The following is a 24,237-nucleotide window of genomic DNA, read 5'->3' as shown; positions in this document are numbered from 1 at the left end:
ACCGACCTGTTTTCAGGTCGGTTTTTTAATGCTGAGTTTTTTCTATTCCTTCAGGTGACATCCTGGTCATGAGGTATTCATCTCACCATGAGTGATCAGACCGGCCAGACGCACCCCTTGTATGCGACGGATCGTGATCAAGTTGATGCCTTGCTGGGCCATCAGGGTGATCCGGGGCCTGAGCAGCTCACCGTGGCGGCCAGGCTTGTGATGCGATACGGCGATTTCCCAGGAGCCGATGACATCAAACAGGACATTCAGAAGGTTGTGACTGGCTGGGGTCTTGACTCGCACAGCCTCAATGCTCGTTGTCGTGAGATCTGGGCCAGTGGTTGGAAGCCTGGTCAGCAACTTGACAACGATCTCGGTTCCGGTGCTGATGTTGCTGATCAAGAGGGTTAAGGCCAGATGAATGGGCGCTCACCAGTGAAAAACCGGGCTGCCCATTCATCAGAACCATCAAGCGTTCAGGCAGGAGTCGGAAGGACCTTGCCCGCTCTGGCTTCCTCGGCAACGCGGCGCAGGTCGTCGCATCCTTCCTTCAATGTGGGATAGGCGAACATCCCGCTTCCTGCAATGAAGCAGTTCGCGCCTGCAGCACAACATTGGGAGATGGTCCAGTTGGCTTTGATGCCGCCATCCACTTCAATGTCAACGCTGAGTCCACGCTCATCGATGGTTTTTCTCAATTTTGAAATCTTGTCCAACATTGTTGGGATATAGGCCTGTCCGCCAAATCCAGGATTCACAGTCATCACCAGAACGTGGTCGACCATGTCGAGCACGTTCTGGACCATCTCCATTGGAGTATGTGGATTCATCGCCACAGATGGACTGCCCCCGAGTTGGCGGATTCTGCCGAGCACCCGATGTAGGTGTGTGTTGGCCTCAACGTGGGCAATGACCACTCCAGGCTCTCCGTTTGGCCCCTTGGTTGCATCCACATATTGCTCAAGCATCGTTTCTGAGTTGTATTGACTCACCATCAGCTGGGTTTCAAACTTCACATCGCAGTATTTGCGGCATGCCTTGATCAGTTCAGGGCCGAATGTGAGGTTCGGCACGAAGTTTCCGTCCATCACGTCGAACTGAATCCTGTCGACACCAGCGGCTTCGAGATCCTTGACGCATTGGCCCATCGCGGCCCAATCAGCGGGCAGCACCGATGGAATGATCTGAATCGGGCGTTCTGATGCGGTCATGGAAGGCCTTAAAACTCGGGGGACTTTAGAGAAGCACCATTGATGTCAGGCCTGCTCGAAGTCACTGATACAGTAAGCCGCGCTTTTGAGCGAAAAGCCCAGTGGCGCCAAGTCCTGAGAGCTGCTCCTCACCGCACTAGTTCCCCGCCGCACTCAAGTGGATCGCACTCTCATCCAGGAAATTCTCGAGGTCGTTGAGCAGGCAGCCATTGCCTCTGCTCGCCTCACAGGCCTCGGCAAGAAGGATGAAGCCGATGCTGCAGCCGTTGAAGCCATGCGTCAGCGCATGGGGCAGATTCAGATGCAAGGCCGCATCGTGATCGGTGAAGGCGAGCGTGATGAAGCTCCCATGCTTTACATCGGCGAGGAAGTGGGCAGCGGCACAGGTCCAGGTGTTGATTTTGCCGTTGATCCCTGTGAAGGCACCAACCTCTGCGCGAACAACCAGCGCGGCTCCATGGCTGTGCTTGCAGCTTCCGATCGTGGCGGTTTATTCAATGCTCCCGACTTCTATATGAAGAAGCTGGCAGCACCTCCGGCCGCTAAAGGCAAGGTGGACATTCGCAAGTCAGCCACCGAAAACATCAAGATCCTCAGCGAGTGTCTCGGTCTGGCTGTTGATGAGCTCACGATCGTTGTGATGGACCGTACGCGTCATAAGGACTTGATTGCGGAAATCCGCTCAACCGGAGCCCGTGTTCAACCCATCTCTGATGGTGATGTGCAGGCCGCTATTGCTTGCGGTTTTGCAGGAACAGGTACCCATTGTCTGATGGGAATCGGTGCTGCCCCTGAGGGCGTGATTTCTGCCGCTGCCATGCGTGCTCTGGGTGGACATTTCCAGGGCCAACTGGTGTATGACCCTGCCGTGGCCCAAACCAAGGAATGGGCTGATCTCACCAAAGAGGGCAACCTGGCTCGTCTGGCCGAAATGGGGATCAGTGATCCCGACAAGATCTATGAGGCTGATGAACTGGCATCCGGTGAGCATGTGGTGTTCGCAGGCAGCGGCATCACCGATGGCCTGCTGTTCCACGGCGTTAAGTTCGAAAAGGACTGCACAAGGACCAGCAGCCTCGTGATTAGCAATCTCGACGACACCTGCCGTTTCACCAACACGGTTCACATCAAGGAAGGAGCGCAGAGCATTGCTCTGAGCTGATCTCCTTCTTTAAGCAGCGAGGGTTTTCTCCATGCACATCGCCGTTGTCGGCCTCAGTCATCGAACGGCACCGGTCGAAGTGCGTGAAAAGCTCAGTATTCCTGAGCAAACCATGGAGGAATCCCTGCAGAATCTGCGTGGGCATGATCAGGTGCTTGAGGCTTCGATTCTCAGCACCTGCAACCGTCTTGAGATTTACACGCTGGTTCGCAATCCTGAACTGGGAATTTCGGCTGTCAGGGAGTTTCTGAGTGGGCATTCCGGACTGGATACGGGCGATCTGAAGCCTCACCTGTTCACCTTTCACCACGAGGATGCCGTCAGTCATCTGATGAGGGTTGCCGCCGGTCTTGACAGCCTGGTGCTCGGGGAGGGGCAGATTCTCTCCCAGGTCAAGAAAATGATGCGCCTGGGGCAGGAGCACAAATCGCTCGGCCCGATCCTCAATCGATTGCTCACCCAAGCTGTGAGCACAGGAAAAAGGGTACGCAGCGAAACCAATCTCGGCACCGGTGCCGTTTCGATCAGCTCCGCGGCCGTTGAACTTGCTCAGTTGAAGCTGGGACAGAGCCGTGGTGTGGATGATCTGGTCACCCTCGAAGATGAACAGGTGGCCGTTGTTGGTGCGGGGCGGATGAGTCGTCTGCTGCTTCAACACCTGAAAGCGAAGGGTGCTTCAGATGTTGTGGTTTTAAATCGCACTGTGAGTCGTGCACAGGCTCTCGCTGCCGACTTCCCGGATCTGCCTGTTCAATGTCGTCCACTGGACGACCTCGATCATTGTCTGAGCACCTGTTCGCTGGTGTTCACCAGCACGGCCGCAGATGATCCGATTATTGATGCCAGGCGGCTTCAGCAATTGAATCGTCGCAGTTCACTGCGCCTGGTCGACATTGGTGTTCCCCGAAACATTGATGCTGATGTGGACGGAATCTCCGGTGTTGAGGCGTACGACGTTGATGATCTGAAGGAAGTTGTCGAACGCAATCAGGAAGCTCGACAGCAGGTGGCACGAGAGGCTCAGGGCCTGCTGGATGAAGAAGCGAGGCTTTTCCTGGAATGGTGGGACAGCCTGGAGGCGGTCCCGACCATCAACCGGCTTCGTTCTTCTCTGGAATCCATTCGCTCAGAGGAACTGCAAAAGGCGCTCAGCCGAATGGGACCTGATTTTTCGGCCCGTGAGCGCAAGGTGGTGGAAGCTCTCAGCAAGGGCATCATCAACAAGATCCTGCACACTCCGGTGACATCTCTGCGTGCACCACAGCAGCGCAGCGAACGACAAAATGCCCTGGTTGTGGTCGAGCGTTTGTTTGATTTGGTCCAGGATGACGAGCAGGAGCGCTGAGTGATTTCTGGCTCGCAAGTTCCCTGTCTAGAACTGATTCCCAGCATTCTTGTCGGATCTGGCCCATGCATCGGTTGGGAGCAGCAAAAGTCCGGTAGGTTTGCCCGGCAAAGCCGATCTGCGGGGGCGGCATGAAGCGTGTTCTGGCCATCATTCTCGGGGGAGGAGCGGGAACGCGTCTATATCCCCTTACCAAGATGCGGGCCAAGCCCGCGGTACCTCTCGCGGGTAAGTACCGACTGATCGATATTCCGATCAGCAACTGCATCAACTCCGACATCAACAAGATGTACGTGATGACGCAGTTCAACAGTGCGTCGCTGAACCGTCACCTGAGCCATTCGTTCAACCTCAGCAATTCCTTCGGTGGAGGATTCGTCGAGGTTCTCGCTGCTCAGCAGACTCCGGACAGCCCTTCCTGGTTCGAAGGCACGGCTGATGCTGTTCGCAAATATCAGTGGCTGTTTCAGGAATGGGATGTCGATGAATATCTGATCCTGTCCGGTGATCAGCTGTACCGCATGGACTACAGCCGTTTCATCGAGCATCACCGCCGCACTGGAGCTGACCTGACGGTGGCGGCTCTTCCTGTTGATGCCAAGCAGGCTGAATCCTTCGGTCTGATGAGAACGGATGATGACGGCAACATCCAGGAATTCCGCGAAAAGCCGAAGGGTGACTCCCTGCTTGAGATGGCCGTCGATACTGCACGTTTCGGGTTGAGTCCCGAATCTGCTAAGGAGCGTCCTTATCTGGCTTCGATGGGCATTTATGTCTTCAGTCGTCAGACATTGTTCGATCTCCTAGATGGCAACACCAACCACAAGGATTTCGGCAAGGAAGTCATCCCTGAGTCACTTGCTCAAGGGGACAAACTACAGAGCTATGTCTTTGATGACTACTGGGAAGATATCGGCACCATCGGTGCGTTCTATGAGGCGAACCTCGCACTGACACAACAACCACAACCACCATTCAGCTTCTACGACGAGAAATTCCCGATCTATACAAGGCCGCGCTACCTGCCTCCGAGCAAACTTGTTGATGCACAGATCACTAATTCAATTATCGGCGAAGGGTCGATTCTGAAGTCCTGCAGCGTTCATCACTGTGTTCTGGGCGTCCGCAGCAGGCTTGAGTCGGATGTGGTGATTCAGGACACCCTGGTGATGGGTGCTGATTTCTTCGAGTCGAGCGAAGAGCGAGCTGTGCTCAGAGAGCGCGGTGGCATCCCCCTCGGAGTGGGTCAGGGCACCACGGTCAAGAGAGCCATTCTCGACAAAAATGCTCGCATTGGTTCCAATGTCACCATCGTGAATAAGGACAACGTTGAAGAAGCTGATCGCCCGGAGCTCGGCTTTTACATCCGAAATGGAATCGTGGTCGTTGTCAAAAATGCTTCGATTCCTGATGGAAGTGTGATCTGATCATTCATTCCTGACAGAGCTTGACCATGTTGCAGCCGAGTTCGGTTGTCGTGGTCACACTGTTGTCAGTGAATGGTCCAGATGAGCATGTCCAAGGCCCACTTCGGTCTGATTGGTCTAGGCGTGATGGGGGAAAACCTTGTCCTCAACGCTGAGCGCAATGGTTTTTCGAGCGTCGTCTACAACCGTACTTACGCCAAGACCGAAGAGTTTCTAGCCGGTCTGGGTGCTGGTAAGAACATTCAGGGCGCCAAGGACCTCCAGGATTTCGTCAACAAACTGGAACAGCCTCGACGCATCCTGATGATGGTCAAGGCAGGTGGACCAGTGGATGCTGTGATTGAACAGATTTCCCCCTATTTGGATGAGGGGGATCTGCTAATTGATGGCGGTAACTCTGAATATCACGACACCGAACGCCGCGTTGCTGAACTGGAAAGTAAGAGTTTTGGATTCATCGGGATGGGCGTCTCGGGTGGAGCCAAAGGTGCCCTGGAGGGTCCGAGCATGATGCCTGGGGGGACCAAGGCCTCCTACGACGCCATTGAAAGTCTTGTTCGCAAGATGGCTGCTCAGGTTGAGGATGGTCCTTGCGTCACCTACATCGGACCAGGAGGCTCAGGCCACTTCGTGAAGACCGTTCATAACGGCATCGAGTACGGCATTGAGCAGATCTTGGCGGAGGGATATGACCTGATGAAACGGGTCGGTGGCATGAACAGCCTCCAGATGGCCGACGTGTTTGCGCACTGGAACAGCACCGAAGAGCTGTCCTCCTATCTCGTTGAAATCACCGAAGTGTGTTTGCGCACGATGGACCCTGATGATGGGACCTCACTCGTTGAAAAGATTCAGGACAAGGCCGGTCAGAAAGGAACGGGTCTCTGGACAGTGGTCAGTGCTCTTCAGATGGGAGCCTCGGTGCCCACAATCTACGCCGCCCTCAACGGACGGGTGATGAGCTCCATGAAAGACCAGCGCATCAAGGCTGAGTCGATTTTGAAGGGGCCGGCGATCCAGCCCTTCGATATGGGCTCATCCGCCGATGGCATGGCTCCTTTGATGGATGCCATGGTTCTGGCCTGCATGGCGAGCTACGCCCAGGGAATGGAGCTGCTGCGGATTGCATCCGCTGAGCACAACTACAACCTGAACATGCCTTCGATCGCACAGATCTGGAAAGGAGGTTGCATCATTCGCGCCCGCTTGCTCAAGCGCATTCAAGATGCTTTCAACGCCAACCCCCAGCTGGAGAACCTGTTGATCGATCCCTGGTTTGCCGATCAGGTGAACCGGCGTCTGCCGGGTCTGGCCAAAGTGGTTGCTGGTGCTGCTGCTGCCGGCGTTCCAGTGCCCTGTCTCAGCAGCACTCTCGACTACATCAACAGCTACCGCACGGCACGCCTTCCTCAGAACCTTGTGCAGGCCATGCGTGACTGCTTCGGTTCCCACACCTATGAACGCGTCGACAAAGACGGCATCTTCCACACCGAGTGGCTCAACTGAGGAACGCGCGATGAGCTCCTATCGCATCGAGCAGGTTGAAACAGCCCAGGCTCTTGCCCGGCGAGCCGCCGAGCACATCGGATCGGCCATTGACCTGGCGCTGGATCAGCGGGACCGGGCGCAGATCGCCTTGTCTGGCGGCACCACACCTGCTCTGGCCTATGCATTGCTGGGGCAGGAACATCTGCCCTGGGACAGGGTTGATGTGTTTCTGGGCGACGAACGCTGGGTTGCTGCAGACGATGAATCAAGCAATGCACGCATGTTGCGCAACACCCTGCTCAAGCGGGACCAGCCAGGAGCCCGCGCTTGTTTTCATCCCGTTCCGACGGTCGAACTGGCATCTCCTGAAGCCAGTGCCAACGCCTTTGCGGAGTTGGTGGCCCAGATCTGTCAGGGCCAGCCACCCGTGTTCGATCTCATGTTGCTCGGCCTCGGTGATGATGGTCATACGGCGTCTCTCTTTCCTGGCACTGAGGCTCCAGGCGTACGTGATCGCTGGACCACCATTGGACGAGGCAAAGGGCTTGAGCGGATCACTCTCACGGCGCCTGTGCTCAGTGCTTCACGCCAGGTGGTGTTTCTCGTGAGTGGAGATGCCAAACGCCAGGCTCTGTCTCGACTGGTCGATGCTGATGAATCCCCAGAGCGCACACCTGCCAAGCTGGTTCAGCCGGGTTCCGAGATTCTCGTGCTCGCCGATCAGGCTGCTGCTCAAGGTCTTTGACGACACCTCCCCACCACCAGCCACCGGAAATTCGAGTGATCGCTGCCGGTGACTCCTTTCGCGAATGGGCCAGCCTCAATGACACGATCATGGGCGGGTCCAGCAGTGCTGGCTGCAGATTCAGTGATCAGGGTCTTGTTCTTGAAGGTGAAGTGGTGAGTGAAGGGGGCGGGTTTGTGAGCTGCCGTTCGCCCGTGTATCGGCCGCCCTTGGACCTCGCTGCCTACACAGGGTTGCGTCTGAGATTGGATGGGGAGGGGCGCAGTTTCAAGTTTGCGGTGGCCTGTCGGGATGGAGTGTTTGGACTCACCGAGCTGATTCCAGGTGGATTGCGTTGGGTCACGACGGTTGCCACTGAATCAACGGACACCACAGTTGTTGAACTTCCCTTTGACCGTCTCAAGCCTGTCGTGCGTGCGAAACCTGTCAGCCTTCCGGTTCGCTTTGATCCGTCATGCATCACTCGTCTCCAATTGCTGCATTCACGATTCGGTGACGATGGCGAGCCCAACCCCGGCTATCGAGCCGGTGCAATCAAGCTTTTAATCCGCTCGATCGAAGCGTTTTGAGATGAGTGCATGCTCGGCGCTTGAGACGTTGATCGCCTCCGCTGCAGACCTGTGTCGCAAGCCTGTGCTTCATGCCGTTCTGTCTGCCGAGGATGCAACCCTCGACGACTACCGAGGACGGATCGAATGTCGTGATGGAGATGGGATGCGTCTCGAAGAGCACGATCTCGAGCTTGAGGTGTACCGCAGTGGCGAGGATCTCAATCTCACCCTTGCCTGGGTTGATCAACCTTCAAGGCCGATTCTTTGGCACGGTCAGCATCCGGTGTGGATGGATGGTGAGACGGGCAAACGTTGCTCGGCTCCAGCCGATGGTCCACCGCTTGAAGCGCTTGCTCGACGGCTCAGAGCCCTGTTGAGCTAGATCAGGGCTGATCCGTGACCGCTCCCCTGCTGCTGGAGCTGACAAGACGCGCGTATTTGCCGAGGATTCCGGTGCGATAGCGGGGAGGCGGACTGCTCCAGGCAGCGCGTCTGCGCTCCAGTTCGGCTTCATCCACGTTGAGTTGCAGCACAAGTTGATTGGCATCAACGGTGATGCTGTCGCCTTCCTGAACCAGTCCGATGTTGCCGCCGACAGCGGCTTCAGGTGCCACATGCCCCACCACCAGTCCGTAGGAACCACCACTGAAGCGCCCGTCGGTGATCAAGGCCACTTTTTCTCCCAGCCCCTGACCAACAATGGCTGCAGTGGGTGACAGCATCTCGCGCATACCGGGGCCACCCACGGGACCCTCGTAGCGGACGACGACGACATCGCCTGCCTTGATCTTGCGATCAAGGATGGCTTCCAGGCAGGTCTCTTCACTTTCAAAGACCCTTGCTGGGCCTGTGAGTACAGGTGACTTGACACCGCTGATCTTGGCGACGCTGCCCTCAAGTGCAAGGTTGCCCTTGAGAATGGCCAGGTGACCCTTCTGATAGATGGGATTGCTGATCGGTCGGATCACATCCTGATCAGCAGGGGGTTCCGAAGGCACATCTGCGAGCAGCTGCTTCAGCGTCTTGCCTTCGATCGTTCGGCAATCTCCATGCAGGAGACCTGCATTCAGCAGCAGTTTCATCACCTGGGGGATGCCGCCGGCTCTGTGGAGATCAACGGTGACGTAACGACCGCTCGGCTTCAGATCGCAGAAGACCGGAACCCGCTGGCGGATCTGTTCAAAGTCATCGATGGTCAACTCGACTCCGGCCGTTCTGGCGATGGCGAGCAGATGCAGAACCGAGTTGGTTGAACCACCAACGGCCATGATCACGCTGATGGCATTTTCAAAGGCCTCTCTGGTCAGCAGATCCAAAGGCCTGATATTGGCTTTCACCGCTTCAACAAGGACCTCCGCTGATCGGGCAGCACTGTCGGCCTTTTCGGCATCTTCCGCCGCCATCGTGGAGCTGCACGGGAGACTGAGTCCCATGGTCTCGATCGCTGCGCTCATCGTGTTGGCAGTGAACATGCCGCCGCAGCTTCCAGCCCCGGGACAGGCGTTTTTTTCGACGGCGATGAGCTCGTCCATGTCGATCTTGCCGTTCGTGAGCTGGCCCACGGCTTCGAAGGCACTCACCACAGTGAGATCGCATCCACCGAGTTTTCCCGGCTTGATTGTGCCGCCGTAGACAAAGATCGCCGGGATGTTCATCCGGGCCATCGCCAACATGGCGCCGGGCATGTTCTTGTCGCACCCGCCCACGGCAAGCACGCCATCCATGCTCTGCCCGTTGCAGGCCGTTTCGATCGCATCGGCAATCACTTCACGGCTCACGAGGGAGTACTTCATCCCCTCGGTGCCCATGGAGATCCCATCGCTGACGGTGATCGTCCCAAACATCTGAGGCATGCCTCCGGCCAGGCGTGCTGCCGCTTCTGCTCGCCTCGACAAATCATTGAGGCCCACATTGCAGGGCGTGATCGTGCTGTAGCCGTTGGCGATTCCGATGATGGGTTTGCCGAAATCCTGGTCACCAAAGCCCACTGCTCGCAACATCGCCCTGTTAGGGGAACGCTGGATCCCCTTGGTGACGGCATCGGAGCGGAGCATGGACGATCTCGCGTTATGGCGAATCACTTCGGTCAACCTACCGGCCGCGCTGTCACTGCCTGGAGCCGAGATCTTCAAGCTGACGGCGCACATCTGCAATCGCCGAATTCAGCTGTTCGACGCGAGCTTCAAGGTGGCTGTCGGTGTCTGGCTCTGGACGATCCCCGGCGCTGAAGGCCTCACTACCGTCCTGCATGCGCGGTGCATAGAGCATCGAGCGCTGGTTGCGAAGCCGACGACGGCGATCAGCCTCGGAGAGCAGCCACCATCCGAAGCCTGCCGCGCCCAGAACGGCGCCACTGACGAGGGTGGCCAGAGTTGCTGATGCAGAGTCCTGCTGCCGCGCCATGGGCGTCCTTTGAATATCTTCAGCCTAGTGCGGCTGAGCTGTTCTGATTCCCAGTCTTTGCAGGGGATCACCGATTCCTGGAAGGATTCGGCCTTGCTCGTCGAGGTCGGCATCGATGCAGGCTGTGTGAATTGTGATCTCCGGGTAGGCCTCACCGATTCGCTTCAGCCCTGGGCTGGCGGTGAGTGCTGTGATCACCCTCAGCCTCTGTGCTTCGACGCCAAGCTGTTCCAGGCGCTGCAGGAGTTCGATCAGTTCATCGCCCTGACGGATCTGATCCAGAAGCAGCACCACACCGGCCTGGGCCTCAATCGCTTCAGGCAGCCTTCCCAGGCAAAGTTCGGCGCTGGGCAGCACCTGGCGTGCACCTTCCCAGAGCTGGAGTCCTCCAGGGAATATCGGCACGGCCAGCAGTGGAACCGCAGTCTCAATCACGGTTCCTTCCGTGCTGGCCAGTGGAGTTTTGATCACATTCGTGCGATGAGGCAACCAGTCGCGGATCGCTTCATAGCTGAGCCAGCGTCCGAGCTCCTCCATGGCCGTTCGGAACAAAGCCGGAGGTGTTCCCTCATGCCTCAGCATGGTCAGCCAGTGGGCGATCAGGGGATGGGGCGGTACCACCACCCGGAGAGTCTTGGCCATGACGCGTGGCTGGGCAGTGGTCTGCCATATCGTGACCGCTCAAGTTACGGCAGTTGTTCCCAAAGACCTGTCGAGCGTTCATTCACCATGGTCTTGTCTGCTTTTTTTCGATCTGTTTCCCGCCGCCTCATCGCTTCGTTGTTGTGTGGCCTGCTCGTCGTCGCTGGACTGGTGGTGGGTGGTGATGCGGCTGATGCGATCACGGCTCCGGAGCTGCGCGGGCAAAGGGCTGTTCAGGACATCACTGCCGATATGCATGGGCGCGATCTCAAAGAGAAGGAATTCCTCAAAGCCGACCTGCGAGAGGTGAATCTGAGCGAGACCGATTTGCGTGGTGCTGTGATCAATACCTCACAGCTGCAGGGTGCCGATCTTCGGGGAGCGGATCTTGAGGATGTTGTGGCCTTCTCTAGCCGCTTCGATGGAGCTGATCTGCGCGATGCCAATTTCACCAATGCGATGTTGATGCAAAGTCGTTTCAACGATGCTGAAATCGAAGGCACGGATTTCACCAATGCTGTGATCGACCTTCCTCAGCTCAAGGCATTGTGCGGCCGGGCTACTGGTGTGAACAGCCGCAGTGGTCTCAGTACCCGTGAAACCCTGGGGTGTCGCTGATGCCTTCACGGCTTCCAGTCACCGTGATCACCGGCTTTCTCGGGGCCGGCAAAACAACTCTTCTCCGACATCTTCTGGTGAACAGCGGCCAGCGCCTGGCTGTGATGGTAAATGAATTCGGCTCTGTCGGTTTGGATGGCGACCTCATCCGCAGCTGTGGCTTCTGCCCTGAAGACGAGGTTGATGGTCGCTTGGTGGAGCTCAACAACGGTTGTTTGTGCTGCACGGTTCAGGACGACTTTCTGCCGACGATGGAGACCTTGCTCCAGCGATCGGATCAGCTCGACGGAATCGTCGTGGAGACCAGTGGCCTTGCGCTTCCCAGACCGCTTTTACAGGCTCTTGAGTGGCCAGCCATCCGTAAGCGGGTTCACGTGAATGGAGTGGTCACCGTTGTGGATGGTGAAGCTCTCAGTGCCGGAAGCCCCGTTGGCGATCCCGCCGCACTTGAACGTCAACGTCAGGACGATCCCAATCTGGATCACCTCACTGCCATCGATGACCTGTTCAGGGATCAGCTTGAGGCGGCAGACCTCGTGCTGATCAGTCGATCGGATCGACTCGATGCACCCCAACTCGAGTCCGTTCAACAGCAGCTTGCAGAACGGGTGAGGTCAGGGGCTGGCACCCTGGCGATCAGTCGCGGCGTTGTCGATCCAGCGCTTGTGCTGGGGATGGATCTCGCCCATGACAGCCACCGTCATGACAGCCACGTTCATGACAGCCATGACCATGACCATGGGCATCACCATCACGATCACACCCATGTGGAGGCGGTCAGCGGTCAGATTCGACTGGAGGGATGCTTCGAGCGCGGACAGCTCGAACAGCTGCTCAGCAGCTTTGTGGTCGATCACGATGTGATCAGAGTGAAGGGACGGCTGTGGATTCCAGGAAAAACTCTTCCTCTTCAGATTCAGATGGTGGGTCCTCGTTTGGAGAGCTGGTTTGAGTCGGCCCCGATTGAGGCCTGGAAACCTGCCGGCTGCCAAGGTCTGGAACTGGTGGTGATCGGGTTGCAAAACGATTCCACCCAGCAACTCGAACACCTTCTGCAGAACACTTGTCCGCAGAGAGTCGGATGATCTTGCGTTGGTTTGCAGCAGCAGCTCTTGTCGGTGGGCTCTGGAGCTCGCTCATCGCCGTCAAGGCAGAAGAACCAAGCCTTCAACGGGGGGCGAGTGTGAGCTACCGCTGCAGCGGTGGTGAGCGGCTAAAGGCGACCTACTACGAGCTTCGTGATCGTTCTCTGGCGTTTGTGCGTCTGCGACTGCCGGATGGGCGTCGGCTGTCATTGCCGCAGATCATGTCGGCATCGGGTGCTCGATTCAGTGCTGACAGCGATTTCACCTGGTGGATCAAAGGCGACAGCGGTTTCCTTGAACAGCGGGATTCTCAGGGTGAGTGGCGTGTCACGTTGAAGGACTGTGATTCGTTGATCGATGCAGAGGCCCTTCAATCAAGGACTTCCAGTCGATCCGTGCCGCTGCGTTCGATCAGTTGAGCCAGTTCGAGCATGTCGGATCTGTTAACCAGGCCGATGCAACCGAGAGTTCCGCTGTTGGCGTTCTGAAGCCCCGCGCTGGGATCCAGGTGGATCCCCAGCACTCTGCGACCGGTGGTGAAGGTGGGCTCGATGCTGATCCAAACAGGACCAAGTTCGGGGTAGTCGCCATCGGTCAAGGGTTCAACGACGCCCACGCTGTAATTCCCGATCGGCAGGGGTGCACGGCTTCCGAGCTGGTCACGATTGGCGTTCTGACGATTGGCTCGGCCACTGACTGCGTCAAAACGACGCAGGGGTTCACCTGGAATCTCAATTTTGAGATTCCAGATTGGATCTCCGGTTGTCGGCAGCCGACGTTCGGTGCGCTCGAGAACAAGGGTGGGAACAGGAACAGGCTTCGGAGCTACAGGCTCAAGCAACGCCATCAAGGATTGCCGTTTGAACGGTTGGGCTTCAGCCCTCGCTGCAGGCGTCAAATCCGCCCCTGCCAGAACCAAGGCCAGGGTCAGACCTGAGAGCAGGCTGCTGAACAGAGGACGAGTTCTGACGATTTGCATCCCGTTGGCAGAAAAACGTGCCTGTTTTAAGGGGGATGATTATCGCTTGATGAATGAATAAACGGTTGTTCAGCTGGCCTCGCCTTGTCGCCAGTCCAGTCCAGGGCAATGGGCAACGATGGCCGCTGTTGTTCTCATGTAATCCCCATAGGAGGGAAGCTCTTGAAGCAGTGCGCGTTCCTCGCGCCGAGCTTTGCCGGCGAGAACTGTGCTCAGAAGCAGAAACAGCAGGAGATGCAGCATGCTTCCCAACGCGATCACCACACCCAGAGAACAGACCAGAACCGCTCGGTAGAGAGGATGCCGGCAGCGTGCGTAAACGCCTGTGGTGACCAGATCAGCCCCGGGTTTCGGATCTGGCAGCGGAGAAAGGCTGGGCCCCAGTGTCAGAAATCCCTGGACGGCCAGGCCCAGGCCGATGGCCAGGGTGATCAGGCCCGTGAGTTGAGCAGCCTGAGGCCAGCTGATCCCGAAGAACTCAGGCTTGGGCCATGCGGGTAATCGATGGCAGGCGATCAGGGCCAGCTGCGCCAGCAACCACCACTCACCGCGACGGTTGTTGATCCAGCCGTCCCAGCTCAGCCCCCAGCCTCTGAATGCTTGTTTCCAGTCGCTCATGGCAGGGCTGTCTCCATCACGACTGATCTTGGGTGGGACCATGCTCCAATCCCGACCTCCAATCAATCATGAGAACCGTCGTGATCACTGGCTCCAACAGGGGAATCGGGGCCGCGGTGGCGCGCACTTTGATCAAGCAAGGACAGCGACTCTGCCTGGCAGTGCGTGATCCCAAGGCCTTGTCGGGAACCGATTTGGACCCAGATCTGGCGCCCGATTTCCTCATGTCATGCCCCTATGACGCTCGCGTTCCAGAGGATGCTCAACGGCTTGTCGAGACGACTCTGAGCCGGTTCGGTTCCCTGGATACGCTCATTCACTGCGCTGGAATTCTGCGTCGGACTCCCCTGTTGTTCAGTGAAGAGCAACGCGCTGAACCGGATGAACTCTGGAGCGTGAATGTGATGGGTCCCTGGTGGTTGACTCGGGCTGCCTGGCCAGCCCTGGTTGACTCTGGACGCGGTCGGATTCAGGTGATGGTTTCGATGAGCGGCAAGCGCTGCAAAGGTTCGCTTGCCGGATACACGGCGTCCAAATTCGCATTGATGGGCCTCTGCCAAACCATGCGCAACGAGGGCTGGGATCAGGGCATTCGTGTGACCGCTGTCTGCCCTGGTTGGGTCAATACCCAAATGGCCGCCGGGGTGAAAACAATGCCGCCCGAGCAAATGACTCAGCCTGAGGACCTGGCCAGTCTCTGCGCGCATCTGCTCACGCTGCCAATGTCGGCGGTTCCTTTTGAATGTGCCGTGAATGCATCGCTTGAGCGTTGATCAATCCAGAGGGATCTCCCCTCGGGCACAAATGTCGCTCCAGCAGAGCGTCCGTTCCGCGACCCAACGGGCCTGCACACCCGTCCAGTTGCTGTTGCCATTCCGCTGCATCCTCATGCGGCCGCTGCCGTCATGCTGAAAGCGCACGGTCGTGTTCTCAAATGCCAGTTGCCAGCTGGTGCCTGGTTGATCGCTCTCATAGCGACAGTCTTCCCAAGCTTGATGCTGTTGCCGGCATTCCACGGGCACGCTGAAGGTGGGTTGGGCTGGCGCAGCCAGACCGAATCCAGCCGCAAGCAGCACGCTGGCCTGGCTGATGGAGCGGATGAGAGGTGCCAGTGGATGGTGCACGGACTGGCCTTTGCAGCAAGGGGCTTTTTTCAACGTGCATTTCGTCGAACGAAAGCGGTCCCCTGGCCTGTCAATATTTAACAATTGCCGCTCGGAGCCCGTGCCGCGTTATCAAGCCCGCGTTCTGGTGCACCTGCGCCCATCGGTGCTCGATCCAGCCGGTGAGGCTGCCAGGGCTGCCGCGTCCCGTCTCGGTGTTGATGGTGTGGAGCGACTGCGCATCGGCAAAGCCGTGGAACTGGAACTCGAGGCCTCGAATGAGGCGGAAGCACGCCGAAGCCTGGAGCTGCTCAGTGATCGGCTGCTTGCCAATCCTGTGATTGAGAACTGGACTCTTGAGCTGACCCAGTCATGACCATCGGGGTTGTCGTTTTCCCGGGATCGAACTGCGACCGTGATGTTCGTTGGGCGACCGAGGGCTGTTTAGGGATGCCAACGCGTTACCTCTGGCACGAGGAACGTGATCTGAGCGGTCTTGATGCGGTGGTGCTCCCCGGGGGATTCAGTTACGGGGACTATCTGCGCTGCGGTGCGATCGCCAGATTTGCTCCGGTTCTTGAATCACTGCTCAGTTTCGCGTCATCCGGTGGACGGGTCTTGGGCATCTGCAATGGTTTCCAGGTGTTGACAGAGCTGGGACTTCTGCCTGGAGCACTCACCCGCAACCGTGATCTTCACTTCATCTGTGAAGACACCGCTCTTTCTGTGGTGAGTGATCGCTCGCCATGGCTGTCGTCCCGTGGCCGTGGAAGCCAGTTTTCCCTGCCGATTGCCCACGGAGAGGGGCGCTACCAATGCAGTGATGACACGCTGAAGCAGCTTCAGGACGATGACGCCATCGCCTTGCAGTACTGCGTGAACCCCAATGGTTCCGTGTCGGATATCGCCGGCATCACCAATGCCTCAGGTTCGGTGCTCGGACTGATGCCTCATCCTGAGCGCGCTTGTGATCAGCAGACGGGAGGAACGGCAGGTCGGGCCATTCTGGAAGCGCTGCTCTCCTGACCCATGCGTCGTCGTTCTCTTCTGAGGCTGGCTCTTTCCGCCGGCGCAGGAGTTGCTGTGTCCTTGTCTGGAGGCCAGGGCAAAGCCACGTCCAGGCCGCGTCAACCTCGGCCAGTGCCTCCACTTCGCCGAGGCTCTCGGCTGAGAGCCATCAACCCAGGCACGTGGATGGATCCTGAAACGGATTTCACGCCATTGCTGCAGCGATGCGCCGCCCAGGGGTGGCATCTTGAAATTCCAGAGAGCGTCAGAGGTCAGTGGCAATGGTTCTCGGCCACCGATGATCAGCGCTGCGCCTCAATCGAAGAGGCCTGGAACGACCCCACTCTCGATGGCGTGGTGTACGTGGGAGGTGGCTGGGGTGCTGCGCGGGTGCTGGAGTCCGGCCTGCGGTTTCCTGATCGCCCTTTTTGGTCTCTGGGGTTCTCTGACAGCAGTGCCCTGCTGCTCGCACAGTGGCAGGCCGGTCTGCTGGGAGCCATTCATGGCTCTGCCTGGGGAGTCGAGGACCAGTGGCAACGCACGGTTGACCTGCTGAGCGGACGACCCACGCAACCCCTGCAGGGACGGGGACGACGCGGTCGTCAGGCGCGGGGACGACTGGTGGTGACGAACCTCACGGTTGCCACCCATCTGATTGGGACCCGTTGGTTCCCTGCGTTGGAGGGAGCGATTCTGGTACTGGAGGATGTTGGCGAGGCGCCCTATCGAGTGGATCGCATGCTCACCCAGTGGCGCAGCGCTGGTTTGTTCAAGGGTTTGGCTGGCGTGGCCTGTGGTCGTTTCAGCTGGAAAGAAGACGATGTTCTCCCCGGCGATTTCTCCATGCCTGAAATTCTTGACGAACGTCTCAGTGATCTCGGCGTGCCCCTGGTGATGGATCTTCCTCTTGGTCATGGTTTGCCGAACTGGGCACTGCCTCTTGGCCGCGAAGCATTGCTCGACGCATCATCGGGGCAACTCACACTGCAGGTTTGATGGGCCTCGTTCAGCGTCTGTTGCGTGCCTCATTCCTTCGGGTTTTGTCACCTCTCTTTGATCTCAACAGCAAGTCCATTGGAATAATCCCAATGCTCAGATAGGGCACGAACTGAGGCGAAAATTCTGCGGCAAGACCAATCAACAGAAAAGCGGTCACGAAGCTTGCTCCTCGATATTTTTTGAGTCCTGAGCCTTCACGACCTTCGATGAGCACCGACTGCTCAAGCAGCTCGGGCTTCTGCCAGGCATGGATTGCAACGAGCCAACCAATGCCGCTGATCAATGCAAGGGTCCACCAATAAAGAAGGCCTACTCCCTGGCTTGCAATCGTCTGCCCATCATTCAACGAACCATAGAGAGCTGTAGGCCATGGAAGAAAAACAATCAAGGCCATCCACAATGAATTCAACCAGAAAATTGTTCCATCAAAAGCTCTCATCGAATTGAAGACTTGATTGTGCTTAAGCCACAGCACTGAAAGGATTAAAAAACTGAACCAAAACGCAAAGATCTGAGACGAGTTATCGCTAATGAGCTGCCATATCGACTCTCCTTCGGTTGCCTTGATGTCAACCAGTGGAAGCAGTTGAAGGGTGATGGCAATCGCAACGACTGCATCGGTGAAGTTGATCAATCGGTCGAATGATCGCCGCTGAACGGGCGAGATTGAATTCTGTTCGTCGCCCATTCGAGTTTGATCAAACGATTCCCATGTTAGGTCTTTCCTGACGCTGAGTTCAACTCTTCTTTGGCGATTCGATCAGTGTGATGATTGAATCAAATGTTGCAAGTATCTTTGTTCGGAATCTGCTCTCTGCGATGAGTTTGTTTAATCAGTTTTCTTGGTGATGATGATGGATGGAGGTTTGATTCGCCATTGAAAGAGCCGCCGTTGAATGTTTTAAGTCCTCAAATAACCGTAAAAAAAGGGGCCTGATGGCCCCCGTGTCATGCAATTCGTGCGGTCGAGTTGATCAGACAGCAACAGCAGCTTTGGGATCCAGTGCGCCTTTGGCATAGAGGCCGGCGTAGTAGGTGATGCTCTGCTGTTGAATCTTGCTGGCGTTGCCTGCCGCCCAGAACTGCTGATAGCGGTCGAGGCAGACCTGCTTCATGTATTTGCGAGCAGGCTTGTTGAAATGACGGGGATCAAAATTGGCTGGATCAGCGATCGCCGCTTCACGCACTGCCGCTGTAAAGGCAAGGCGATTGTCGGTGTCGATGTTCACTTTGCGAACACCGTTGCGAATCCCTTCCTGGATTTCCTCCACAGGAACCCCATAGGTTTCAGGAATGGAACCACCATGCTTGTTGATCATCTCCAGCCACTCCTGGGGCACTGAAGAAGAACCGTGCATCACCAGGTGAGTGTTGGGGATCGCTTTGTGAATTTCAGCGATTCGGCTGATTGCCAGCACTTCACCGGTGGGTTTGCGGGTGAATTTGTAAGCGCCGTGGCTGGTGCCGATCGCGATGGCCAGCGCGTCGCACTTTGTTTTGGCCACAAAATCCGCAGCTTCTGCTGGATCTGTCAGCAGCATGTCCTTGGAGAGCTCACCCTCGAAGCCATGGCCATCTTCAGCTTCGCCTTTTCCGGTTTCCAGTGAGCCCAGGCATCCCAGCTCACCTTCGACACTCACGCCAACGGAGTGAGCGAAATCAACAACCTGCTTGGTGACAGCAACGTTGTAGTCGTAGCTGGCGGGTGTTTTGGCGTCAGCTTCCAGGGATCCATCCATCATCACGGAGGTGAATCCATTGATTGCTGCCGAATAGCAGGTGTCAGGAGCATTGCCATGGTCCTGATGCATCACCACGGGAATGTGGGGATAGGTTTCAGTGGCAGCCAGGATCAGGTGGCGCAGAAAAATCTCACCTGCGTAGCTGCGTGCGCCACGGGAAGCCTGCAGGATGACCGGACTATCGGTCTCGTCGGCCGCTTCCATGATTGCCTGCACCTGTTCAAGGTTGTTGACGTTGAATGCAGGAATGCCGTAGCCGTTTTCGGCAGCGTGGTCGAGCAGAAGCCGAAGCGGAACGAGCGCCATAGAGAAAGTCCAAAAAAAAGCCCTAGCGGACAAAAAGGTCCGTAGGGCCGAGACTTTACCTGAAGGGTGTTCAATTTGTCACGCGCGCCTGTCTCAGAAGCGAGACCAGGCTGTGCGTGATGCTGAATCAGTAGGTGTAGCCCGCTACGAAAAGTTGCTCGTCGGAGGAAGGCTGTGATCCGGGCACATAGCGACCGAGTGAGGCCTCAGAGTTGGCCTGGGCGCGTGCCAGAAGTGCTTTCTGGCCGGCCTCCAGGTTCGTGCCAGCCCATCCCTTCAGACAGGAGTGCTGCAGTGCTCTTCCGTAGGAGAAGCCAAGATTCCATTTCGCTTTGCGCTCGATGGTGTTCATGTTGTTCAGGTAGACCGAAGCGGCTTCTTCGCTCAGGCCACCTGACAGGAACACGATGCCGGGAACGCTGGCGGGGACGCTGCGCTCGAGTGTGCGCACGGTCATGGCTGCCACTTTGGCTGGATCTGCCTTTTCGGAACAATCGGCTCCTTGAACGGTCATCGATGGCTTCAGCAGGGTTCCTTCAAGCAGAACACCGTTGGCCTGGCATGCGTGATACACCTCTTGGATCACGTGCTCCTGAATTCGGGCAGTGGTTTCGATCGTGTGATCACCATCCATCAGGATCTCTGGTTCCACAATCGGCACAAGACCGGATTCCTGGACTGAGCGTGCATAACGAGCCAGTCCCCAGGCGTTCTCCCGCACAGACAGAGGTGATGGGCAGCCATCAGAGGTGATCTGGAGAACAGCGCGCCATTTGGCGAAGCGTGCTCCCTGCGCGTAGTAGTCGGCGGCACGCTCGACCAGTCCGTCCAGTCCGGTGCAAAGGGTTTCAACCGATCCTGCGCCTGCAAGCGGGCGCAGGCCCTTGTCAACCTTGATGCCGGGAATGATGCCCAGCTTGCCGAGTTTGCTCACCATGGACTCACCGTCGGCATGGTTTTGGAAGAGGGTCTCTTCGTAAAGAATGGCTCCGCTGATGAAGTCTCCGAGACCGGCTGCGGTGAAGAGCATTCCGCGATAAGCCTGGCGATTGGCTTCGGTGTTCTCAACCCCGATGGAGCCCAGTCGCTTGCCGATGGTCTTCGTGGATTCATCCACAGCCAGAATCCCTTTGCCAGGGGAGGCCAGGGATTGTGCGGTTGCAATCAGTTCGGAGGAATAATCAGACAGTGCCATTTGATTCTTCGGAATTGAGAGAGTCTCGGGGTCCAGAAGGACACCCAGGCCTCTCTGTTTACAGCCTTGGGTAAGATTTGCTACTTGCTGATTGGATCATTTGATCACAACTGCCCTGATTGGTTGCAGTGCGCTTGTAACTGGGCTAAGCGTTTTCGGGTGAAGGACGGCTGGTGCACTCAGCTGAGCCTCTAGTGCCAGTTCGCTCCTCTCAATCCAGCTCGCTTTGCACGGGACTGTGGGGCATAAAAAAGCCGGCTCCTTGAGGAGCCGGCTTTTTGGTCTTTGAAGGCTCAATCAAGCGTCGACCAAATCAAAGCTTAGAGAGACCCTCCCACTGATTGGGAAGGATCTTGGCAACCAGCTCGAACTTGCCATCACCCATGGGTTTTGCAACGTAGGCAACACCCATGGGTGCGGGATAAATTCCATTGGTTGGAACGACAGGCATCGTCACACCCTGGAAGGGGTCATCGTGTCCAATGAGGAATGTGTTCTTGCCAGCCTCAGGCTTCGCAGACATCAAGGGAGCAACGCGCTTTGCGTAGTTCTCGTAATCCTCCGGAGTGCACTCAACACAGGGCAGGAAATTCAGATCTGAGTTCTTGGTATAGGTGCCAAAAGCCAGATCAGCTGTGTTGTACGCACGGCAGTAATCGCTTGAGATGACATCTCCTACAGGGATGCCTGCAGCCTTGATGCCTTCACCGATCGTTTTGGCATCAGCCTTGCCTTCGGTGCTTAAGCGTCGCTGCGTGTTGCAGTCGGCGAGATCCAGGGCTGGGCTGACCTGGTCGCCCCAGTCCTTCGTGGTTTTGGCATGACGGATATAGATGACATGACCGCCATCTCTCAGTGCGCTCACGAGAGCCTCGTCGTCGACTTTGTTGACGAAATCTTTGTTGTTCTGCTCTCCAGAAAGGGTGGTGTCGTTCTGCTCATAGGCTTCGACCTCACTTCTGTCTGCGGACAGTTTTTCCTTGGACGAATCGTCGCTGACCGAACCAGAGGAGCACGCCGCCATCAGGAGGAGGGCTGCAAAACAAGTCGCTTTTTTGATCATTGATCAAAGAAAATTCATATTGATTCAAGCGATTTCACATCTGCGTGGCATTTTCAAAGTCACTCAAAGCCGTCACGGTTGATACGAAGTTGCAGGCGTGTGGCTCGTTCTCTGGATCAGCGTGACGACAAGGTCCTTTCACAGGCCTGCTGGCTTGCAAGACCTTCAGCAAGGCCAGGCACCATCGGATGGCCCTGTTGAATGCTCCGCGCCCACCAGCTCTGAAGACGAGCGACCGGAGCGACGCGTCCATCGCTCCACGTCGTCGCGAAGCGCAGATCCTCATCCGGTTGGACGTTTCGAGGAGCTTCTCCTCCTTGTTGAAGGGTGAGGGAAAAACCGTGCACATAATCCTTCTGGTTCTCACTCCCCAGAACCAGGCTGCCCTCGGATCCGTAGATCTCAATCCAGCAACCCCGACCGTTGCGGGCAACCGAAGACAGTGCGAGTTGTGCTGCGACGGTCCCACCCTGATGGGTCTCTAATTCCACATTGATCAGGGCGATGTCGTCAGCATCAACGGGGCGCATGCTCCCGTCGGAATCGGGTCGCTCTTGAATGGCGGTGCTTGTGAAGGCCTGTGGCTCTCCAACAGAGCCAATCAACCACGCCAAGGTGTCAAAGGCATGGGTGCCAAGCGCTCCGATGACGCCTCCACCTTGGCTGGCCTGTGAGTACCAGTTCCAAGCTCGTTGCGGGTTGGCTCTGCTGCTCATCAACCAATCCAGTTTCACGAGCCAGGGATTCCCAACCGCTCCCTGCTCGAGAAGGCGTGCTGCCTGTTGAAACAGGGGAACTGCCCTGTATTCGAAATCCACAGCAACGCTGAGACCTCTGCCGATGGCTTCGCGCTGCAGATCCGCCACATCCTGCGCGTTCAGGGCCACGGGCTTCTCAAGCAGTAAATGTTTGCCCGCCTGCAGAGCTCGCATCGCCAGCTCAAAACGGGGTGCCGGTGGTGTGGCAATGATCACTGCATCGACTCGGGAATCCTCGAGGAGTGAGTCCCAGCAGTGGTAACCCTTCAGGCCGGAGTTGCTGCAGGCCTGCTCCAGTCGATCCTGCCGTCGGTGCCAGAGAGCGACAGGTTCCAGCTCGGGAACGTTCTGGAGCGCGGGCAGATGAACCGCTTCGCCGAAGCCTAGGCCGGCGATGGCAACACCAATCGGGCGTTGAGCTGTCGGACTGGGAGCCATGAAGAAGCGGGCAGCGGATCAAGGTGGCGCAGTCAGATCAGATCAGCTCTGAACTGCAGACGTCGTTGATGACTTCGGTGATCAGATCATCCTTGGCCGGCGCTTCCCAGTCAGCCCTGAAACGGGGCAGTCCGTTCTTCTGTGTGTCTCGATAGAGCGACTGATCACAATCGATTTCCATCACCACAAGCGTCCCCAAGGCAGGCGATTCATCCTCGGTTTTCAGGCTGTATCGACTGAGCACCGACACATTGCCTTCTTTTGTCTTGCGGAGACTCCCTGCATCCCACCACTGCTGACCTTCGCTGGTTGACGGCACCTCACGCCAATCAACAGGACCGGCGAAAACAGGCTGAGCGATTGACGGCTGCGTTGAGACCAGGATCAGTAAAGCCAACAGTGCTGATGTCAGCCACTGTTGGACACGTGTCATCAGAGTGTTGTTCATGCCTGGACAGCGACCTCGGGACGGCAGCCATGAAGGCTCAAGAGAGTTGCCAAGGTGTTCTTCAGCTGTGTTCGCGGCACGATTGTGTCAACGAACCCATGCTCTTGGAGGTATTCGGCCGTCTGGAAGTTATCGGGAAGCTTCTCCCGCAGGGTTTGTTCGATGACTCTTCTGCCGGCAAAACCGATCAGAGCCTTGGGCTCGGCGAGGATCAAATCGCCGAGCATGGCGAAGCTTGCCGTGACTCCTCCTGTGGTTGGGTGCGTCAGCAGCGGCATGTAAAGCACACCCGCTTCGCGATGGCGTTCCAGCGCTCCGGAAATCTTGGCCATCTGCATGAGGCTCAGCATGCCTTCCTGCATGCGTGCGCCTCCGGAGGCACAGACGATGAGTAATGGAAGGCGTTTGGCTGTTGCCGCCTCAATCAGACGAGTGATCTTTTCTCCCACCACCGAGCCCATGGATCCCCCCATGAAACGGAAATCCATCACCGCAAGGGCCATGGGGATCGCATCCACCCGGCAGAGTCCCGTAATCACCCCATCGCGTAGCCCTGTGCTGGCTTGGGTTTCCCGCAGGCGGTCGGCATAGGCGCGTCGGTCTTTGAACCCGAGTGGGTCGGTGGGAGTCAGGTCATCGTCCAGCGGTTCAAAGCTTCCTTCGTCGGCAATGATCGCGATCCGCTCAGCACTGAAGATGCGGTGGTGATAACTGCAGTTGCCGCAGACACTTGCGTTGGCCAGAAGGTCTTTGCGATAGACCACCTGGGAGCACTCAGGACATTTGCTCCAGAGACCATCCCCCTCCTCGGGTTCTTGCGCGACCTTGACCACGGACTGACCCTTGCGGCGATCAGCGAACCAGTCGAAAAGAGACACGGGGACAATCCAGACCAGCCCATTAAAAGACGGA

General features: G+C 57.2%; 29 protein-coding genes and 1 pseudogene. 15 read left to right on the top strand and 15 right to left on the bottom strand.

Annotated elements, in window-relative coordinates:
- The first annotated feature begins 87 nt into the window (after positions 1-87).
- The gene (locus AC6EI9_RS04320) at positions 88-402 is read left to right on the top strand and encodes a DUF3288 family protein (protein WP_498469303.1); all 315 of its coding nucleotides are present in this window, start codon (positions 88-90) and stop codon (positions 400-402) included.
- Positions 403-467: 65 nt separating this feature from the next.
- On the opposite strand, the gene rpe is transcribed toward AC6EI9_RS04320, so the two are convergent.
- Positions 468-1,202 (bottom strand): ribulose-phosphate 3-epimerase, encoded by a 735-nt coding sequence (rpe, locus tag AC6EI9_RS04315; RefSeq protein ID WP_498469302.1) that lies wholly within the window; start codon positions 1,200-1,202, stop codon positions 468-470.
- Between the two features lie 157 nt (positions 1,203-1,359).
- Between rpe and glpX the strand changes: the two genes are divergently transcribed.
- The 7 genes from glpX to AC6EI9_RS04280 all read left to right on the top strand — a co-directional run bounded on the left by glpX (position 1,360) and on the right by AC6EI9_RS04280 (position 8,302).
- Positions 1,360-2,364, top strand: coding sequence for a class II fructose-bisphosphatase (gene glpX / locus AC6EI9_RS04310; RefSeq protein WP_114992670.1), 1,005 nt, complete (start codon positions 1,360-1,362; stop codon positions 2,362-2,364).
- Positions 2,365-2,395: 31 nt separating this feature from the next.
- Positions 2,396-3,709: a glutamyl-tRNA reductase gene (locus AC6EI9_RS04305; RefSeq protein WP_498469301.1), complete on the top strand. Its 1,314-nt coding sequence runs from the start codon at positions 2,396-2,398 to the stop codon at positions 3,707-3,709.
- A 131-nt stretch (positions 3,710-3,840) separates the two neighbouring features.
- Complete coding sequence (locus AC6EI9_RS04300) at positions 3,841-5,136, top strand: glucose-1-phosphate adenylyltransferase (RefSeq protein WP_498469300.1); 1,296 nt, start codon at positions 3,841-3,843, stop codon at positions 5,134-5,136.
- A gap of 87 nt (positions 5,137-5,223) precedes the next feature.
- Positions 5,224-6,642, top strand: a complete 1,419-nt coding sequence (gnd, locus tag AC6EI9_RS04295; protein ID WP_498469299.1) for an NADP-dependent phosphogluconate dehydrogenase — start codon at positions 5,224-5,226, stop codon at positions 6,640-6,642.
- A gap of 10 nt (positions 6,643-6,652) precedes the next feature.
- Entirely contained in the window at positions 6,653-7,369 is a 717-nt protein-coding gene (gene pgl / locus AC6EI9_RS04290) for a 6-phosphogluconolactonase (protein WP_498469298.1), read from the top strand.
- Entirely contained in the window at positions 7,366-7,938 is a 573-nt protein-coding gene (locus AC6EI9_RS04285; RefSeq protein WP_498469297.1) for a CIA30 family protein, read from the top strand. The genes pgl and AC6EI9_RS04285 overlap by 4 nt, the downstream gene beginning before the upstream one ends.
- Position 7,939: 1 nt before the next feature.
- Positions 7,940-8,302 (top strand): DUF8659 family protein, encoded by a 363-nt coding sequence (locus AC6EI9_RS04280; RefSeq protein WP_498469296.1) that lies wholly within the window; start codon positions 7,940-7,942, stop codon positions 8,300-8,302.
- 1 nt (position 8,303) lies between these two features.
- Here the strand turns inward: AC6EI9_RS04280 and ilvD are convergent, their stop codons facing one another.
- From ilvD to AC6EI9_RS04265, 3 genes are read right to left on the bottom strand one after another with little or no spacing between them, the layout of a single operon-like run.
- Positions 8,304-9,974, bottom strand: a complete 1,671-nt coding sequence (gene ilvD / locus AC6EI9_RS04275; RefSeq protein WP_498469295.1) for a dihydroxy-acid dehydratase — start codon at positions 9,972-9,974, stop codon at positions 8,304-8,306.
- Positions 9,975-10,026: 52 nt separating this feature from the next.
- Positions 10,027-10,323 (bottom strand): hypothetical protein, encoded by a 297-nt coding sequence (locus tag AC6EI9_RS04270; protein ID WP_498469294.1) that lies wholly within the window; start codon positions 10,321-10,323, stop codon positions 10,027-10,029.
- Between the two features lie 24 nt (positions 10,324-10,347).
- Positions 10,348-10,965, bottom strand: a complete 618-nt coding sequence (locus AC6EI9_RS04265) for a uracil phosphoribosyltransferase (protein WP_498469293.1) — start codon at positions 10,963-10,965, stop codon at positions 10,348-10,350.
- A gap of 87 nt (positions 10,966-11,052) precedes the next feature.
- On the opposite strand from AC6EI9_RS04265, the gene AC6EI9_RS04260 reads away from it, so the two are divergent.
- Genes AC6EI9_RS04260 through AC6EI9_RS04250 form a run of 3 tightly spaced genes read left to right on the top strand, consistent with a single transcriptional unit; the run spans position 11,053 to position 13,087 of the window.
- The gene (locus tag AC6EI9_RS04260; RefSeq protein ID WP_498469292.1) at positions 11,053-11,583 is read left to right on the top strand and encodes a pentapeptide repeat-containing protein; all 531 of its coding nucleotides are present in this window, start codon (positions 11,053-11,055) and stop codon (positions 11,581-11,583) included.
- The gene (gene cobW, locus AC6EI9_RS04255; protein ID WP_498469291.1) at positions 11,583-12,668 is read left to right on the top strand and encodes a cobalamin biosynthesis protein CobW; all 1,086 of its coding nucleotides are present in this window, start codon (positions 11,583-11,585) and stop codon (positions 12,666-12,668) included. The genes AC6EI9_RS04260 and cobW overlap by 1 nt, the downstream gene beginning before the upstream one ends.
- On the top strand, positions 12,647-13,087 hold the full coding sequence (locus AC6EI9_RS04250) for an MliC family protein (RefSeq protein WP_498469290.1): 441 nt from the start codon (positions 12,647-12,649) through the stop codon (positions 13,085-13,087). Before cobW ends, AC6EI9_RS04250 begins: the two co-directional genes overlap by 22 nt.
- Here the strand turns inward: AC6EI9_RS04250 and AC6EI9_RS04245 are convergent.
- The gene (locus AC6EI9_RS04245; protein ID WP_498469289.1) at positions 13,039-13,647 is read right to left on the bottom strand and encodes a hypothetical protein; all 609 of its coding nucleotides are present in this window, start codon (positions 13,645-13,647) and stop codon (positions 13,039-13,041) included. The two genes, AC6EI9_RS04250 and AC6EI9_RS04245, sit on opposite strands and share 49 nt — an antisense overlap.
- Before the next feature lie 69 nt (positions 13,648-13,716).
- Entirely contained in the window at positions 13,717-14,307 is a 591-nt protein-coding gene (locus tag AC6EI9_RS04240; RefSeq protein WP_498469288.1) for a methyltransferase family protein, read from the bottom strand.
- Between the two features lie 26 nt (positions 14,308-14,333).
- On the opposite strand from AC6EI9_RS04240, the gene AC6EI9_RS04235 reads away from it, so the two are divergent.
- Positions 14,334-15,038, top strand: coding sequence for an SDR family NAD(P)-dependent oxidoreductase (locus tag AC6EI9_RS04235; protein ID WP_498469287.1), 705 nt, complete (start codon positions 14,334-14,336; stop codon positions 15,036-15,038).
- On the opposite strand, the gene AC6EI9_RS04230 is transcribed toward AC6EI9_RS04235, so the two are convergent.
- Positions 15,039-15,422: a hypothetical protein gene (locus tag AC6EI9_RS04230; RefSeq protein WP_498469286.1), complete on the bottom strand. Its 384-nt coding sequence runs from the start codon at positions 15,420-15,422 to the stop codon at positions 15,039-15,041.
- Between the two features lie 67 nt (positions 15,423-15,489).
- Here AC6EI9_RS04230 and purS point away from each other — a divergent pair, with 67 nt between their 5' ends.
- Genes purS through AC6EI9_RS04215 form a run of 3 tightly spaced genes read left to right on the top strand, consistent with a single transcriptional unit; the run spans position 15,490 to position 17,372 of the window.
- The gene (purS, locus tag AC6EI9_RS04225; RefSeq protein WP_498469285.1) at positions 15,490-15,744 is read left to right on the top strand and encodes a phosphoribosylformylglycinamidine synthase subunit PurS; all 255 of its coding nucleotides are present in this window, start codon (positions 15,490-15,492) and stop codon (positions 15,742-15,744) included.
- Positions 15,741-16,394 carry a phosphoribosylformylglycinamidine synthase subunit PurQ gene (gene purQ / locus AC6EI9_RS04220; protein WP_498469284.1) on the top strand — a complete coding sequence of 218 codons (654 nt, stop codon included), beginning with the start codon at positions 15,741-15,743 and terminating at the stop codon, positions 16,392-16,394. The genes purS and purQ overlap by 4 nt, the downstream gene beginning before the upstream one ends.
- A gap of 3 nt (positions 16,395-16,397) precedes the next feature.
- Positions 16,398-17,372, top strand: coding sequence for a S66 peptidase family protein (locus AC6EI9_RS04215; protein ID WP_498469283.1), 975 nt, complete (start codon positions 16,398-16,400; stop codon positions 17,370-17,372).
- Positions 17,373-17,382: 10 nt separating this feature from the next.
- Here the strand turns inward: AC6EI9_RS04215 and AC6EI9_RS04210 are convergent, their stop codons facing one another.
- The 8 genes and pseudogenes from AC6EI9_RS04210 to accD form a co-directional block, all read right to left on the bottom strand.
- A complete protein-coding gene (locus AC6EI9_RS04210; protein WP_498470159.1) occupies positions 17,383-17,721 on the bottom strand; it encodes a hypothetical protein in 339 nt (112 codons plus the stop codon).
- 84 nt (positions 17,722-17,805) lie between these two features.
- Positions 17,806-18,063 (bottom strand): annotated as a pseudogene (locus AC6EI9_RS04205) (TMEM175 family protein); the annotation flags it as partial.
- A 286-nt stretch (positions 18,064-18,349) separates the two neighbouring features.
- Positions 18,350-19,423 carry a class II fructose-bisphosphate aldolase gene (gene fba / locus AC6EI9_RS04200; protein ID WP_066905468.1) on the bottom strand — a complete coding sequence of 358 codons (1,074 nt, stop codon included), beginning with the start codon at positions 19,421-19,423 and terminating at the stop codon, positions 18,350-18,352.
- A gap of 127 nt (positions 19,424-19,550) precedes the next feature.
- Positions 19,551-20,618 carry a class I fructose-bisphosphate aldolase gene (locus AC6EI9_RS04195; protein ID WP_498469282.1) on the bottom strand — a complete coding sequence of 356 codons (1,068 nt, stop codon included), beginning with the start codon at positions 20,616-20,618 and terminating at the stop codon, positions 19,551-19,553.
- 313 nt (positions 20,619-20,931) lie between these two features.
- The gene (locus tag AC6EI9_RS04190) at positions 20,932-21,642 is read right to left on the bottom strand and encodes a histidine phosphatase family protein (protein ID WP_498469281.1); all 711 of its coding nucleotides are present in this window, start codon (positions 21,640-21,642) and stop codon (positions 20,932-20,934) included.
- Positions 21,643-21,797: 155 nt separating this feature from the next.
- Positions 21,798-22,877: a Gfo/Idh/MocA family protein gene (locus AC6EI9_RS04185; protein WP_498469280.1), complete on the bottom strand. Its 1,080-nt coding sequence runs from the start codon at positions 22,875-22,877 to the stop codon at positions 21,798-21,800.
- A 37-nt stretch (positions 22,878-22,914) separates the two neighbouring features.
- Entirely contained in the window at positions 22,915-23,325 is a 411-nt protein-coding gene (locus AC6EI9_RS04180; RefSeq protein ID WP_498469279.1) for a hypothetical protein, read from the bottom strand.
- A complete protein-coding gene (gene accD / locus AC6EI9_RS04175; protein ID WP_498469278.1) occupies positions 23,322-24,203 on the bottom strand; it encodes an acetyl-CoA carboxylase, carboxyltransferase subunit beta in 882 nt (293 codons plus the stop codon). Before accD ends, AC6EI9_RS04180 begins: the two co-directional genes overlap by 4 nt.
- Positions 24,204-24,237: the final 34 nt, after the last annotated feature.

This window comes from Synechococcus sp. MIT2312 (assembly GCF_059772315.1).
This window is presented reverse-complemented; position numbering and strand designations above follow the sequence as displayed.

Bases quoted from the DNA above. Each gene is read 5' to 3' on its own strand.
- ilvD (WP_498469295.1), bottom strand. From the start codon at position 9,974: ATGCTCCGCTCCGATGCCGTCACCAAGGGGATCCAGCGTTCCCCTAAC.
- AC6EI9_RS04265 (WP_498469293.1), bottom strand. From the start codon at position 10,965: ATGGCCAAGACTCTCCGGGTGGTGGTACCGCCCCATCCCCTGATCGCC.
- AC6EI9_RS04195 (WP_498469282.1), bottom strand. From the start codon at position 20,618: ATGGCACTGTCTGATTATTCCTCCGAACTGATTGCAACCGCACAATCC.
- AC6EI9_RS04185 (WP_498469280.1), bottom strand. From the start codon at position 22,877: ATGGCTCCCAGTCCGACAGCTCAACGCCCGATTGGTGTTGCCATCGCC.
- cobW (WP_498469291.1), top strand. From the start codon at position 11,583: ATGCCTTCACGGCTTCCAGTCACCGTGATCACCGGCTTTCTCGGGGCC.
- AC6EI9_RS04215 (WP_498469283.1), top strand. From the start codon at position 16,398: ATGCGTCGTCGTTCTCTTCTGAGGCTGGCTCTTTCCGCCGGCGCAGGA.
- AC6EI9_RS04300 (WP_498469300.1), top strand. From the start codon at position 3,841: ATGAAGCGTGTTCTGGCCATCATTCTCGGGGGAGGAGCGGGAACGCGT.
- AC6EI9_RS04305 (WP_498469301.1), top strand. From the start codon at position 2,396: ATGCACATCGCCGTTGTCGGCCTCAGTCATCGAACGGCACCGGTCGAA.
- gnd (WP_498469299.1), top strand. From the start codon at position 5,224: ATGTCCAAGGCCCACTTCGGTCTGATTGGTCTAGGCGTGATGGGGGAA.
- rpe (WP_498469302.1), bottom strand. From the start codon at position 1,202: ATGACCGCATCAGAACGCCCGATTCAGATCATTCCATCGGTGCTGCCC.
- AC6EI9_RS04190 (WP_498469281.1), bottom strand. From the start codon at position 21,642: ATGGCGGCGTGCTCCTCTGGTTCGGTCAGCGACGATTCGTCCAAGGAA.
- AC6EI9_RS04270 (WP_498469294.1), bottom strand. From the start codon at position 10,323: ATGGCGCGGCAGCAGGACTCTGCATCAGCAACTCTGGCCACCCTCGTC.
- AC6EI9_RS04245 (WP_498469289.1), bottom strand. From the start codon at position 13,647: ATGCAAATCGTCAGAACTCGTCCTCTGTTCAGCAGCCTGCTCTCAGGT.
- AC6EI9_RS04235 (WP_498469287.1), top strand. From the start codon at position 14,334: ATGAGAACCGTCGTGATCACTGGCTCCAACAGGGGAATCGGGGCCGCG.
- pgl (WP_498469298.1), top strand. From the start codon at position 6,653: ATGAGCTCCTATCGCATCGAGCAGGTTGAAACAGCCCAGGCTCTTGCC.
- AC6EI9_RS04320 (WP_498469303.1), top strand. From the start codon at position 88: ATGAGTGATCAGACCGGCCAGACGCACCCCTTGTATGCGACGGATCGT.
- fba (WP_066905468.1), bottom strand. From the start codon at position 19,423: ATGGCGCTCGTTCCGCTTCGGCTTCTGCTCGACCACGCTGCCGAAAAC.
- AC6EI9_RS04180 (WP_498469279.1), bottom strand. From the start codon at position 23,325: ATGAACAACACTCTGATGACACGTGTCCAACAGTGGCTGACATCAGCA.
- AC6EI9_RS04260 (WP_498469292.1), top strand. From the start codon at position 11,053: ATGGTCTTGTCTGCTTTTTTTCGATCTGTTTCCCGCCGCCTCATCGCT.
- AC6EI9_RS04240 (WP_498469288.1), bottom strand. From the start codon at position 14,307: ATGGTCCCACCCAAGATCAGTCGTGATGGAGACAGCCCTGCCATGAGC.
- purQ (WP_498469284.1), top strand. From the start codon at position 15,741: ATGACCATCGGGGTTGTCGTTTTCCCGGGATCGAACTGCGACCGTGAT.
- AC6EI9_RS04280 (WP_498469296.1), top strand. From the start codon at position 7,940: ATGAGTGCATGCTCGGCGCTTGAGACGTTGATCGCCTCCGCTGCAGAC.